Below are 13003 nucleotides of genomic sequence, written 5' to 3' on the forward strand. Positions count from 1 at the left end.
CTATAATTTCAGCTCTTAAATTAATATAGATAAAAGGCAAGATTATGACAAAGATAACAAAGCCAAATGAAGTAAAACGAGATTGGATAGTTCTTGATGCTTCTGGAAAGAGATTTGGTAGATTGCTAACTGAAGCCGCTACACTACTTCGTGGCAAACATAAGCCAGGATTTAGCCCAAATGTTGATTGTGGCGATTATGTAATCATCATTAATGCTAGTAAAGCAGAATTTACAGGTGCTAATAAAGCTCAAGAGAAGTTATATCATAGACATTCAGGCTATTTTGGAAGTGTAAAGAGTGAGAAATTTGGTGATTTATTAGCAAATAAACCTGAGAAACTTTATAAATTAGCAGTTCGTGGTATGCTACCTAAGACAAAATTAGGCAAAGAGATGCTTAAAAAATTAAAAATTTATGCTGGTAGTGAGCATCCGCACACTGCACAAATAGCTAAAGAAGGAAAATAATAATGGCAACAACATACGCAACAGGTAAAAGAAAAACAGCAGTTGCTAAGGTTTGGGTAAAACCAGGTAGCGGCAAAATCACAGTAAATGGTATGGATCTAAATAGCTGGCTTGGCGGACACGAAGCTATCAAATTAAAAGTAGTTCAACCCCTACTAGTAACAAAGCAAGAGACTTCTATGGATATAACTGCTACAACTTTAGGCGGTGGATATTCAGCTCAAGCAGAAGCACTTCGCCATGGTATCTCAAGAGCGTTAGCTTCTATTGATGCTACTTTTAGAGCTGCTCTTAAACCACAAGGTCTTCTAACTCGCGATAGCCGTGTTGTTGAGCGTAAAAAATATGGTCGCAGAAAAGCAAGAAGAAGCCCACAATTCTCAAAAAGATAATATCTTTATCAAAATTTCCAAAAGCTTTTTTGGCTTTTGGATCTCTTTTAAAATTTAATTTTCTATATTTAGTAAAAATTTATAATAGATTTTCATTAAGTTAATATTGTTTGCTTATAATTCCAATGTCCAACAGATAAACCTCCTTTTTGTAATAGTTTCGGAGTTGAGATTTCAACTCCGATTTTTCATCTCATTTATCAATCTTTTATATTGTTTTAAAGCGATTTAATGTATTATTCCTATATCAATCTATAATTGATTATAAAGGAATTAATATGAAAAAAATCGTTTTGGCACTTTGTGCGGCTTCAGCACTATTTGCAACTGACAAGTATGAATTAACCATAGTTGGCGGATACGCTCATCCAGAAGGAACTCAAGGCATTGATGACCAAAAATTAATAGGTCTTAGATTAGGCCGAAATCTAGATCTATCATGGCTAAGCCAAATTGAGTTAGGATTTGACTATACTCCAAAGGCTACATTTGAAGATCAAAATGGCAAAGCAGTAGGATATGATACAAGAATTGCTAGATATTTTGTAAATTTAGTCAAAGATTTTGCCTTAACTGATAGATTTTCTATCTATGCTTTAGCAGGTGCTGGCTATCAAGATCTTAGTCGTGAGGCAAATGATGCTGGTGATGATGGATTTGGTCAAGCTGGTCTTGGATTTAAATTTAAAGTTGTAGATAATTTCTCTCTTAAATTAGAAGCTAGAGATGCTATTAATTTTAAAGACGGAGATAACACATTTTTATACACTTTAGGTTTTGCTAGTAGCTTTGGTAGCTCATCAAAAGCTGAGCCTATCGCCACTCCAGTAGCACCTACTCAACCAAATTTAGTAGATGGCGATGATGATAATGATGGTGTATTAAATAGCAAAGATAGATGTCCAAATACCCCAGCTGGAGCTGTAGTTGATGAAAATGGTTGTGAAAAAGTAATTAGATTAAACCTAAATTTACATGCCAATTTCGCAAGTGATAGTGCAACTCTAACTCCAGAATATATCGCTAAAATCGATGAAGTAGCTAAGGTTTTAAATGCAAATCAAGAGTATAAAGTCATATTAGAGGGTCATACTGACTCTACTGGCTCACAAGAGTATAACCAAAAACTATCTGAAAGAAGAGCTAACGCAGTCGCGGCCGAGCTAATCAAAATGGGTGTAAGCAAAGATAGAATTCAAACGATTGGTTATGGCGAATTATCCCCAATTGCTACAAATAAAACTAAAGAGGGACGCGCTCAAAATCGCCGTGTTGATGCTAAATTTAGAAATTAATTATGCAGATTATAACCGGTTTTGATTATACGGTCATATTGGCATTACTTGCCAAATATGGCCTTAGACTTCTCTTTTCACTACTTATATTTCTTATTGGAAAGTGGGTTGTAGGTAGAATTTGTCTTATTTTACAAAGAGTTATTATTAGAGCTAAAGTTGATAAATTAATAGCTAGTTTTATCATCAATGCAGCCAAAACCATCCTTTTAATCATAGTTATTATCGCCGCACTTGCTAACCTTGGCATTGAAACTACATCATTTATAGCTATGTTTGGTGCAATCGGACTTGGCATAGGAATGACATTTAAGGATTCATTTAGCAATGTTGGTGCTGGGATTTTGATTCTATTTTTTAGACCATTTAAAATTGGAGATAGTGTAGAGATTGGTGGTAGTAGCGGTGTTGTTAGTGAGCTAAATTTATTTAATATGTGTATAGCAACTAGCGATGGCAAAAGCATAATTATCCCAAATAAACAGGTTATAAATAGCAAAATTATCAATTTTTCTATAACTCCCACAAGGCGGATTGATCTATCTTTTAGCGTTGATTATAAAGATGATTTGAAGTTAGTAAAAGAGCTGATATTAAATTTAGCAATCAAAAATGAGCTAATATTAAAAGACCCAATTCCAAGCGTATCAGTAAGCGCCCTTGGAGAGCATAGCGTTGATTTAGTGGCTAAATTTTGGGTGCTTAATGAGAATTATACTTCAGCACAATCTTCTATGCTTGAGAGTGTGAAAATTGCATTTGACGAAAGTGGAATTAGCATACCATATCCAAAGATTATAACTCATCATATTTATGAAAAAAGAGATGATAATGAGCAATAAACCTACCATTTTATTTGATCTTGATGGGACGCTTATAGACTCTACGGAGGCTATTTTAAATGGATTTTATAAAGCTTTTAAAGAGCATAATCTTACCCAACCTACAAAGAAGCAAATCTATTCGCTAATTGGCCATCCGCTTGAGTATATGTTTGCTTCCCTTGGTGTGCCAAAGCACCTTATAGACTCCTTTATCTTAATTTACAAAGATGATTATAGGCAAAACTATCTATCTCAAACTACTCTTTTGCCAGGCGGATTTGAAGCAGTTAGCAAGGCTAGTAAATTTGCAAATTTAGGTGTTGTTACTACTAAAACCTCTTTGTATTCTAAAAATTTGCTTGAAAATTTGGGAATTTTAAAATATTTTAGCGTTGTAATAGGTAGAGATGATGTAACTCACCCAAAGCCAAATCCAGAGCCGATTTTAAAGGCGTTAGAAGTAATTGGTAAAACTTCAAATATCTATATGATAGGAGATACACCAATGGATGCTAAAGCTGCTAAGAGTGTTGGTATTTTTAGTATCGGCGTTACTTGTGGATATGATAGTAGGGAGAATTTGGAGTTGATTTGTGATTATGTTTGCTCTAGTGCCTTAAATGCTATAGAGTATATTATAGCTCAAAATATAGTTAATTTATAAACAATTCATTGAATTTTTATTTAAAACTTATAAATTTATTAAATAAATTCAGATAATTTTTTTCGATTATTTTGATATAAATTTATGGTAAAATCATATTTTGAGCTATTTAATATTAATATAACTGATAATTTATATAAAAATAAATTTATAATTAACCTAGTTTTTAAGTTTTTATAATATAATTACCAATCTTAAGTTAAGTAAAATAATTAAACCAAAATAAGTCTTTAAATTTCTATCCCTTGTAGTAAAATTTAAGCTTAGAAAGGAAATATAGATGAATAAAATTATGAAGACCATGGATGGTAATGAAGCAGCAGCATATGCATCATATGCTTTTACTGAGGTTGCTGGAATATACCCCATAACTCCTAGCTCTCCTATGGCAGACCATGTGGATATATGGGCTAGTGAGGGTAAGAAAAATCTCTTTGGTATGCCTGTTAAAGTAGTAGAGATGCAAAGCGAAGCAGGAGCAGCTGGAACGGTGCATGGAAGCCTTCAAGCTGGAGCATTGACTACTACATTTACAGCCGCTCAAGGGCTATTGCTTAAAATTCCAAATATGTATAAAATCGCAGGTCAAATGCTACCAGGAGTAATCCATGTTGCGGCTCGCTCTATTGCTGCTCAAGCTCTATCTATATTTGGCGATCATCAAGATATATATGCTTGTAGGCAGACTGGTTTTGCTATGCTTGCAACTGGCTCAGTCCAAGAAGTAATGGATTTAGCTGGAGTAGCTCACCTTAGTGCTATTAAGGGTAGAGTGCCATTTATGCACTTCTTTGATGGGTTTAGAACTAGCCATGAAATTCAAAAAATCGAAGTGATGGATTATAGTGTATTTGATAGATTGCTTGATAAAGAGGCGGTTGAAGAGTTTAGACGCACTTCTATGAATCCAGAAAATCCAAAGATTAGAGGAACAGCCCAAAATGATGATATATACTTCCAAACTAGAGAGCTAACAAATAAATTTTATGACGCAATCCCTGATATCGTGGCGTATTATATGGATGAAATATCTAAGGTTACAGGTAGGAAATACGCCCCATTTGTATATTATGGTGCCAAAGATGCCACTAGAGTTATCGTAGCAATGGGCTCAGTAACTCAAACTCTTGAAGAAGTGGTGGATTATCTAAATTCAAAAGGCGAAAAAGTAGGCGTGCTAAAAGTCCATCTATATAGACCATTTAGTATTAAGCATATGTTTGATGTAATGCCTACTTCAGTAGAAAAAATAGCAGTATTAGACCGCACTAAAGAGCCAGGCAGTTTAGGTGAGCCACTATATTTAGATATCAAAGCTGCATATTATGGCAAAGAAAATACCCCAATTATCGTAGGCGGAAGATATGGCTTAAGCTCAAAAGATGTCGATCCAGCTCAAATGTTAGCAGTTTATGAAAATTTAAATTCACCTACTCCAAAAGATGGATTTACAATAGGGATAATAGATGATGTTTCATTTACTTCATTACCAGTAGGGGATAAAATTTCACTAAGTGATAAAGATTGTATAGAGTGCTTATTTTATGGGCTTGGAGCCGATGGAACAGTAGGAGCAAATAAAAACTCAATTAAAATTATAGGGGACAAAACAGACTTATACGCTCAAGCATATTTTGCTTATGATAGTAAAAAATCAGGTGGCTATACTAGAAGCCATTTAAGATTTGGCAAAAACCCTATCCGCTCTACATATTTAGTATCAAATCCGCATTTTATAGCATGTTCTGTGGCGGCATATTTGGATATTTATGATGTGGTAGATGGGTTAAGAGATGGGGGGACATTTTTATTAAATTCCATCTGGGACGCCAAAAAAACGATAGAGAAAATCCCAAATAGAGTAAAACGCATTCTAGCACAAAAAAACGCAAATTTCTATATCCTAAATGCTACCAAATTAGCTTATGAAATAGGTCTAGGAAATCGCACAAATACAATTATGCAATCGGCATTTTTCAAGCTTTCAGGCATTATAGACTATGAAGAAGCTCAAAAATATATGAAAGAGTATGCTTACAAAACCTATCATAAAAAGGGCGATAAAATTGTAGAGATGAACTATAGAGCCATTGATGAGGGTGCCAGTGAGCTTGTAAAAATCGATATTGATCCAAGCTGGGTAAATTTAAGCGATGATGTAAAAGAGGATAAATACAAAGGTAGCGATTTTGTAGAAAATATCGTTAAGCCTATGAACGCAGCTCGTGGGGATTATTTGCCAGTTTCAGCCTTTGTGGGGTATGAAGATGGCTCTTTTGAATCTGGCACAACAGAATTTGAAAAGCGAGGCGTAGGGGTAATGGTGCCAAAATGGATAGAGGAGAATTGTATCCAGTGTAATCAATGTGCCTTTGTATGTCCTCACGCTGTTATTAGACCATTTTTAATAGATGAAAATGAGATGGCAAATGCCCCACAAGGCGTAAAAGATAGAGCAATTGACGCTAAAGGCAAGGAGCTAACTGGATTAAAATATAAAATTCAAGTAAGCCCACTAGATTGTACAGGCTGTGAGCTGTGCGCTCATGAGTGCCCAAGCAAAGAGAAATCCCTAGTAATGGTGCCACTAAATGGCGAGATAGAAAAGGGCGAGCAAGAAAATGCTGATTATCTATTTAAAAAAGTAGTATATAAAGATGATTTGATGAATAAGCAAAGTGTCAAAGGCTCAGGCTTTGCTCAACCTTTATTTGAATTTCACGGCGCATGTCCTGGGTGCGGCGAAACCCCATATATCACCCTAATTACAAGACTATTTGGGGAGCAATTAATGGTAGCTAATGCTACTGGATGTAGCTCTATTTATGGTGGATCAGCCCCGTCGGCTCCATATAGAAAATCTAATAAAACTGGCAACGGCGTAGCATGGGCGAATTCGCTTTTTGAAGATAATGCTGAGTTTGGTATGGGTATGGAGATAGCTATGCAAACTATCCGCAATAGAGTAGAGAGCATTATGCTAAATACCAAAGACAAAGCACCAAACGCTATTGCTGCTTTATATAATGACTGGCTAGCTAATAAAAATGATAGGATCGCCACTCAAAGCATTAGAGATACCTTAGTCCCACTTCTTGAAGCAAATTCAAATTTTGAAGGGGCAAAAGAGCTTTTAAGCCTAAAGCAATACATAGCAAAAAAATCACAATGGATTATAGGTGGCGATGGCTGGGCTTATGATATTGGATATGGTGGGCTAGATCATGTATTAGCAAGTGGAGAAAATGTCAATGTCTTAGTGCTTGATACAGAGGTGTATTCAAACACAGGCGGTCAAAGCTCAAAATCTAGCCGAAGTGGCTCAGTAGCACAATTTAGCGCTAGTGGCAAGGCAGTCCAAAAGAAAGATTTGGGTCAAATTTCTATGACTTATGGTAATATTTTTGTAGCTCAAATCAATCTAAATGCTAGTCAAGCAAATGTTATAAAAGCTATCACCGCAGCTGAAGCATATGATGGCCCAAGCCTTATTATAGCTTACTCTCCATGTATCGCTCACGGCATTAAAGGCGGTCTTACTATGTCAGGAGAGCAAGCTGAGTTAGCCACGGCTTGTGGATACTGGCCGACATATGTATATGACCCAAGCCTAGTTTCGCAAGGTAAAAATCCGCTTAAAATTACCTCAAAAGAGCCTAACTGGGATAGATATGAGGAGTTTTTATTAAATGAAGTTCGCTATAACTCGCTTAAAAAAATAAATCCTAGTCACGCTGATGAGCTATTTGCTCAAAATTTAAGCGACGCTAAGCGACGCTATAGACAATTAAAACGCCTAGCCGCAGCTGATTATAGTGATGAGTTAAATTAAATTTAACTTTTTTGACTGATTATTTACCAAATCAGTTATATAATTTTGCTATTAACTGATTTGTTTTACTCCTTCATCGCCACGGAATTCCGTGGCTTATCACTTTTAATAGCTTCCATAAATCCATATTTTTTATTTTAAATTAAATTAAATTTAATTAATATTACAGATTTAAAATCAAATTTAAGTAAAACAATGAGATACAATAAATTTATAATTCGCCATCTAGGCATCTACTATATGCTAATTGCCTCTATGCTCTTTGCTGGGACTGGGGCATTATCGAAGATTTTAAGCAGTGAGCTTAGCTCCATTGAGATTGTCTTTTTCCGTAATATCATCGGGCTATTTCTTATTATTTTTATGATTTATCAAAAGCCACTTCATCAATCTGGTGGCAAATTTTGGCTACTTGCGTTTCGTGGGATTATAGGGACAATTGGGTTATATGCGTTTTTTTATAATATCGCTCATATAGACCTTGCGACAGCTTTTACATTTTCTAAGACTAGTCCGATTTTTACTGCTTTATTTGCGGCCTTTATCTTTAAAGAGAGGCTTAATTATCTTAGTTGGTTTGCGATTTTTATTGGGTTTGTTGGAATTTTGTTTGTAATCGAGCCAACACTTGGAATTAACAAAGATGAGTATATAGGTTTGCTTAGTGGGATTGGTGCGGCGATGGCATATACGAGCATTAGAGGACTTAGAAAGCACTATGATACTAGGGCAATTGTCTTATCATTTATGCTATGTGGGAGTGCCATTCCGCTACTATCAATGATTATTGGGAGCTTTTATTATAAGCCAAATTTGGATTTTTTGATTAGTCCATTTGTAATGCCTAGCTTAAATGGCTGGGGGCTAGTGATTGTGATGGGATTGCTTGCGACTGGGTTTCAAATCTATCTTACCAAAGCCTACGCCGCAAGCAAAAAAGCTGGTGTAGTAGCAGCTGTGGGATATAGCGATGTGGTTTTTAGTATGATTTTTGGGTTGATTTTAGGCGATCCTTTGCCAAGCTCTTTAGCGTTTTTGGGTATTATAATGATTATTGGGGCTGGAGTTTTGGTCGCGTTGCGTTTTTAGTCGAATTTAATGAGTTTTTATATACAATTAAATTTATTTTGAAGGGATAAAGGTATGAGAAAACTTTTATTTTGTATAATGGTTCTTTTTGGTAGGAGTGAGTATGGCACAGGTAAAGCCAAAGGTGGCGATTTTAGCTATAGGTGGCACGATAGCAGGAAGTGCTAATAGTGAATTAGCTACTACAGGCTATAAGGCTGGAGTTTTGGGTATTGATGTGTTAGTAAAAGCCGTGCCTGAGTTAAAAAATTTGGCTGATATTACAGGTGAACAAATCGCCAATATTGATAGCTCAAATATGACAAATGAAATTTGGCTTAAACTCGCTAAGCGTTGTAATGAGCTTTTAAGCAAGGTTGATGGCATAGTCATTACGCATGGCACAGATACTATGGAAGAAACGGCGTTTTTCTTAAGCCTTGTGCTAAAAAGTGATAAACCAGTAGTGCTAGTAGGTGCTATGCGACCATCAACAGCTATAAGTGCAGATGGCCCTAAAAACCTCTACAACGCCGTAGCATTAGCGGCAAATCCAAGCGCTAAAGGCAAAGGCGTTATGGTAGCAATGAATGATAAAATTTTAAGTGCTAGAGGCGTGGTTAAAACACATACTTTAAATTTAGACGCTTTCTCATCGCCTGATTTTGGTGATTTGGGTTATATCGTAGATGGTAAGGCGTTTTTTTATAATAACGCTACAAAAGCACACACCAAAGATACTCCATTTGATATAAGCAAAATCACAAATTTGCCAAAAGTAGATATACTCTATAGTTATTCAAATGACGGCAACGCCGTAGCAGCAAAGGCTCTATTTGCTAATGGCACTAAGGGTATAGTAGTGGCTGGAAGTGGCGCTGGAAGCATACACGAAGATCAAAAAAACGCCCTAAAAGAGCTTATGAAGCAAGGACTTAAGGTAGTTGTAAGCTCAAGAGTTGTAAGTGGTCGTGTAGCCATAAGCGATAGGGATAAAGAGCTTGGTTTTATCAGTGCTGAGGATTTAAATCCGCAAAAAGCTAGAGTTTTATTTATGTTAGCACTAATTAAAACTAATAATACTCAAGAAATTCAAGATTATTTCTTAAAATATTAAATAGGTTTAGCAATATTTAGCTATAATTTGCCAATTAAAATTAAATTTAAGGTGTAAAGATGATATTAATAGCGGGGCCTTGTGTTATTGAGAGTAGGGATTTGGTTTTTAAAGTTGCTGAGAAATTAGCAGAAATAGCAAATTTAGATTGGATAGATTTTTATTTTAAATCCAGTTTTGATAAGGCTAATCGCACAAGTATTAGTAGCTTTAGGGGGCCAGGACTTGAAAATGGGCTAAAAATTTTAGATGAGGTCAAAAGAGAGTTTGGCTTTAAAATTTTAACTGACATTCACGAAAGCTATCAAGCCAAGCCCGCAGCACAAGTAGCAGATGCATTACAAATACCAGCGTTTTTATGTCGCCAGACAGATTTGCTTGTAGCAGCAGCTAAAACCAAAGCTATGGTAAATATCAAAAAGGGGCAATTTCTAAGCCCAGATGCGATGAAGCATAGCGTAAAAAAGGTCTTAGAAACAAGGGGAATAAGCGAATTTGGCTATGAAATAGCTAGAGAAAATGGGGTATTTTTATGCGAGAGAGGCTCCACTTTTGGCTATGGAAATTTAGTAGTGGATATGAGAAGTTTGCCTATTATGAGGGAGTTTGCTCCTGTTGTTTTTGATGCGACTCATAGCGTTCAAATGCCAAGTGCGAATGGCTCTACAAGCGGTGGCGATAGCAGATTTGTGCCATATCTTGCTAGGGCTGCAGCGGCTGTGGGCGTAGATGGATTTTTCTATGAAACTCATATAAATCCATGCGAAGCTATGTGTGATGGCCCAAATATGCTTAGCCTAGATAAACTAAAATTAAATTTAGATGAGATAAAAAGGATTAGGGACGCTTTAAATGAGCAATAAGGGCTTTTTTTGGGTTATTGTTGGGGCTACATTTGAAGCGAGTTGGGCTTATGGATTAAAATACGCTAACGCTCCGCTTGAGTGGATTGCTACGGCTATTTTGGTCTGTTGTAGCTTTTTATCATTTATGCTAAGTTTTAAGTATCTTAGTGTGAGCGTGGCATATACTATGTTTATTGGCTTTGGGACTATATTTATAGTAGGTGCTGAGATTATCACTAACTATTTTAATAATGAGAGCATTAGCTTTCTTAGAATTTTATTTATTTTGCTTATTATCATCGGCGTCTTAGGGCTTAAAAGGAGCCAAGCATGATATATAGCATTGCACTATTTGGGGCTGGGGTTTGTGAAGTTTTAGGAGTGATTGTATTAAACCAAATGTCAAAAAGCAAAAGCATTGCTAAGCTCTTAAATTTCATACTCCTAATAGCTACTTTTGGTTGCTCTTTATCCTTACTTGGCTATGCTATGAATGAATTTGCAATGTCTGTAGCGTATGCGGTTTGGACTGGTATCGGTGCTGTTGGCGCTGTAGCCGTGGGGGTGGTCTTTAATGATGAGAAATTCACTATCCCAAAGGCGGTTTATCTATTTTTAATAATTTTTAGTGTAATAATGTTGAAATTAATTTAAGGAGTTAAGATGAATATAATAGAAGGAAATTTAGCCCTAAAAGGCGATGAAAAAATAGCTATAATCAACGCTAGATTTAACCACATTATCACAGATAGATTGGTTGAAGGGGCTAAAGACGCTTTTTTACGCCATGGTGGTAAAAGCGAGAATTTATCTTTGATTTTGGTGCCTGGGGCATTTGAGATACCAATGGCACTTCAAAGAGCCTTACAAAGTGGCAAATTTGATGCTGTAGTGTGCGTAGGTGCCGTGATCCGTGGCTCCACTCCGCATTTTGATTATGTCAGTGCTGAGACCACAAAAGGCATAGCCAATATAACGCTAAAATATGATAAGCCAGTAACCTTTGGCGTTTTAACCGTGGATAATCTAGAACAAGCCATCGAAAGAGCAGGCTCAAAAGCAGGAAATAAAGGCTTTGAAGCTATGGCTGGAGCTATTGAGTTGCTTGGTTTATATGAGAATTTAAAGGCTTAAAATGGCTACTAGACACCAAGTGAGACAATCTGTAGTAAGCTTACTCTACGCTAAAGAGATGGGTAGCGAGATGGAGCAATTTAGCAATGAATATTTAGAAGAAAAAAAGATTAGAAACGACCAAAAAAACTTCACAATCGCTTTATATAATGGAATTTTAGATAATCTTAATAGCATTGATACCTTGCTTAATAACTATCTTGGCAAGTGGAAGCTAGATCAAATCGGCAGTGTAGAAAGACAAATTCTACGCCTTGGAGCCTATGAGATGAGATATAGCGATATAGATTTAGCCATTGTGATAAATGAAGCTGTAATTTTAGCCAATGAGCTATCTTCTGAGTCTTCAATCAAGCTTATAAATGGCGTTTTAGATGCAATCGCAAAGGAGCTTAAATGAAGCTTTGTGTAGCACTAGATATGGCTAAAAAGGATGATTGTCTAGCTCTTGCTAGGGAGCTTAAAGGGCTTGATTTGTGGCTTAAAGTTGGGCTTAGAGCTTACCTTAGAGATGGGGCGAAATTTATAGAAGAGTTAAAAAATATTAGCGATTTTAAGATATTTTTAGACCTTAAAATTCACGATATACCAAACACTATGGCCGATGCTTGTGAAGTCATCTCATCGCTTGGCGTAGATATGATAAATATCCATGCAAGTGCTGGAGAAATAGCGATGAGAGCGGTTATGGATAGGCTAAATTTACTCCCCAAACGACCACTTATACTAGCAGTTTCAGCCTTGACTAGCTTTGATGATAGTGGATTTAAAGCTATTTATAACTCTGATATTAAAAAAAGCGTGATTAATATGTCTCAAATAGCGTATAAATCGGGCTTAGATGGAATGGTATGCTCAGTTTATGAAAGCCTAGCTATTAAAGGAGTCACAAGCGATAACTTCATCACTCTAACGCCTGGAATTCGCCCATTTGGCGAAGCAAACGCAGACCAAAAAAGGGTGGCTGATTTAGCTACAGCCATAGAAAATCACTCCGATTTTATCGTAGTTGGCAGACCTATATACACAGCTACCAATCCCAAAGAGATCGCTCAAAAGATACTAAGCCAAATTTAAGTAGCTTTTAAGTCTATAATTAGTATAATTCCACTTCTTTTTAGGACAGATGGGTGAGCGGCTGAAACCACACCCCTGCTAAGGGTGCAAGTCTTAATCGGGCTTCGAGGGTTCAAATCCCTCTCTGTCCGCCACTGAATTTCAATACATTTTTATCAATCATTTTCTATTTTTATTTATTTTATTGTTATCTTAGTTTTGTGTTATTTTATTTTTACTTCGCAAGTGTTACCATATTTGTTTTATAAAATCTGAGCGAAAGCTCAGCAACCTTAGAAGGCTTTT

At 36.2% G+C, this 13003-nt stretch carries 14 protein-coding genes and 1 tRNA gene; all 15 read left to right on the top strand.

Annotated elements, in window-relative coordinates:
- Positions 1–44 precede the first annotated feature (44 nt).
- The 15 genes from rplM to CSUIS19072_RS04230 all read left to right on the top strand — a co-directional run bounded on the left by rplM (position 45) and on the right by CSUIS19072_RS04230 (position 12852).
- Entirely contained in the window at positions 45–470 is a 426-nt protein-coding gene (gene rplM, locus CSUIS19072_RS04160; protein ID WP_086237711.1) for a 50S ribosomal protein L13, read from the top strand.
- Between the two features lie 2 nt (positions 471–472).
- A complete protein-coding gene (gene rpsI, locus CSUIS19072_RS04165; protein WP_086237710.1) occupies positions 473–862 on the top strand; it encodes a 30S ribosomal protein S9 in 390 nt (129 codons plus the stop codon).
- Between the two features lie 278 nt (positions 863–1140).
- Positions 1141–2157 carry an OmpA family protein gene (locus CSUIS19072_RS04170; RefSeq protein ID WP_086237709.1) on the top strand — a complete coding sequence of 339 codons (1017 nt, stop codon included), beginning with the start codon at positions 1141–1143 and terminating at the stop codon, positions 2155–2157.
- Positions 2158–2159: 2 nt separating this feature from the next.
- A complete protein-coding gene (locus CSUIS19072_RS04175) occupies positions 2160–2999 on the top strand; it encodes a mechanosensitive ion channel family protein (protein ID WP_086293518.1) in 840 nt (279 codons plus the stop codon).
- Positions 2989–3645, top strand: a complete 657-nt coding sequence (locus CSUIS19072_RS04180; protein ID WP_086293520.1) for an HAD family hydrolase — start codon at positions 2989–2991, stop codon at positions 3643–3645. The genes CSUIS19072_RS04175 and CSUIS19072_RS04180 overlap by 11 nt, the downstream gene beginning before the upstream one ends.
- 280 nt (positions 3646–3925) lie before the next feature.
- Positions 3926–7477 (top strand): pyruvate:ferredoxin (flavodoxin) oxidoreductase, encoded by a 3552-nt coding sequence (nifJ, locus tag CSUIS19072_RS04185; RefSeq protein WP_086293523.1) that lies wholly within the window; start codon positions 3926–3928, stop codon positions 7475–7477.
- A gap of 195 nt (positions 7478–7672) precedes the next feature.
- Entirely contained in the window at positions 7673–8566 is an 894-nt protein-coding gene (locus CSUIS19072_RS04190) for a DMT family transporter (RefSeq protein ID WP_086237705.1), read from the top strand.
- Between the two features lie 103 nt (positions 8567–8669).
- Positions 8670–9662, top strand: coding sequence for a type II asparaginase (locus CSUIS19072_RS04195; RefSeq protein ID WP_086293525.1), 993 nt, complete (start codon positions 8670–8672; stop codon positions 9660–9662).
- 59 nt (positions 9663–9721) lie between these two features.
- Entirely contained in the window at positions 9722–10525 is an 804-nt protein-coding gene (gene kdsA, locus CSUIS19072_RS04200) for a 3-deoxy-8-phosphooctulonate synthase (protein WP_086293527.1), read from the top strand.
- A complete protein-coding gene (locus tag CSUIS19072_RS04205; protein WP_086242183.1) occupies positions 10515–10841 on the top strand; it encodes an SMR family transporter in 327 nt (108 codons plus the stop codon). The genes kdsA and CSUIS19072_RS04205 overlap by 11 nt, the downstream gene beginning before the upstream one ends.
- Positions 10838–11161, top strand: a complete 324-nt coding sequence (locus tag CSUIS19072_RS04210; protein ID WP_086242182.1) for a DMT family transporter — start codon at positions 10838–10840, stop codon at positions 11159–11161. The genes CSUIS19072_RS04205 and CSUIS19072_RS04210 overlap by 4 nt, the downstream gene beginning before the upstream one ends.
- 9 nt (positions 11162–11170) lie before the next feature.
- Positions 11171–11641 (top strand): 6,7-dimethyl-8-ribityllumazine synthase, encoded by a 471-nt coding sequence (gene ribH, locus CSUIS19072_RS04215; protein ID WP_086237700.1) that lies wholly within the window; start codon positions 11171–11173, stop codon positions 11639–11641.
- Between the two features lies 1 nt (position 11642).
- Positions 11643–12041: a transcription antitermination factor NusB gene (nusB, locus tag CSUIS19072_RS04220; RefSeq protein ID WP_086242181.1), complete on the top strand. Its 399-nt coding sequence runs from the start codon at positions 11643–11645 to the stop codon at positions 12039–12041.
- Entirely contained in the window at positions 12038–12718 is a 681-nt protein-coding gene (gene pyrF, locus CSUIS19072_RS04225) for an orotidine-5'-phosphate decarboxylase (protein WP_086242180.1), read from the top strand. Before nusB ends, pyrF begins: the two co-directional genes overlap by 4 nt.
- Positions 12719–12761: 43 nt before the next feature.
- Positions 12762–12852: transfer RNA gene (locus CSUIS19072_RS04230), tRNA-Ser, on the top strand.
- The last annotated feature ends 151 nt before the right edge of the window (positions 12853–13003 follow it).

The sequence above is a fragment of the Campylobacter sp. RM19072 genome (assembly GCF_024723485.1).
GTDB lineage: Bacteria > Campylobacterota > Campylobacteria > Campylobacterales > Campylobacteraceae > Campylobacter > Campylobacter porcelli.

Coding starts and splice junctions, on each gene's coding strand:
- pyrF (WP_086242180.1), top strand. CDS start 12,038: ATGAAGCTTTGTGTAGCACTAGATATGGCTAAAAAGGATGATTGTCTA.
- kdsA (WP_086293527.1), top strand. CDS start 9,722: ATGATATTAATAGCGGGGCCTTGTGTTATTGAGAGTAGGGATTTGGTT.
- CSUIS19072_RS04210 (WP_086242182.1), top strand. CDS start 10,838: ATGATATATAGCATTGCACTATTTGGGGCTGGGGTTTGTGAAGTTTTA.
- CSUIS19072_RS04170 (WP_086237709.1), top strand. CDS start 1,141: ATGAAAAAAATCGTTTTGGCACTTTGTGCGGCTTCAGCACTATTTGCA.
- CSUIS19072_RS04205 (WP_086242183.1), top strand. CDS start 10,515: ATGAGCAATAAGGGCTTTTTTTGGGTTATTGTTGGGGCTACATTTGAA.
- rplM (WP_086237711.1), top strand. CDS start 45: ATGACAAAGATAACAAAGCCAAATGAAGTAAAACGAGATTGGATAGTT.
- CSUIS19072_RS04180 (WP_086293520.1), top strand. CDS start 2,989: ATGAGCAATAAACCTACCATTTTATTTGATCTTGATGGGACGCTTATA.
- CSUIS19072_RS04190 (WP_086237705.1), top strand. CDS start 7,673: ATGAGATACAATAAATTTATAATTCGCCATCTAGGCATCTACTATATG.
- ribH (WP_086237700.1), top strand. CDS start 11,171: ATGAATATAATAGAAGGAAATTTAGCCCTAAAAGGCGATGAAAAAATA.
- CSUIS19072_RS04195 (WP_086293525.1), top strand. CDS start 8,670: ATGGCACAGGTAAAGCCAAAGGTGGCGATTTTAGCTATAGGTGGCACG.
- nusB (WP_086242181.1), top strand. CDS start 11,643: ATGGCTACTAGACACCAAGTGAGACAATCTGTAGTAAGCTTACTCTAC.
- nifJ (WP_086293523.1), top strand. CDS start 3,926: ATGAATAAAATTATGAAGACCATGGATGGTAATGAAGCAGCAGCATAT.
- rpsI (WP_086237710.1), top strand. CDS start 473: ATGGCAACAACATACGCAACAGGTAAAAGAAAAACAGCAGTTGCTAAG.
- CSUIS19072_RS04175 (WP_086293518.1), top strand. CDS start 2,160: ATGCAGATTATAACCGGTTTTGATTATACGGTCATATTGGCATTACTT.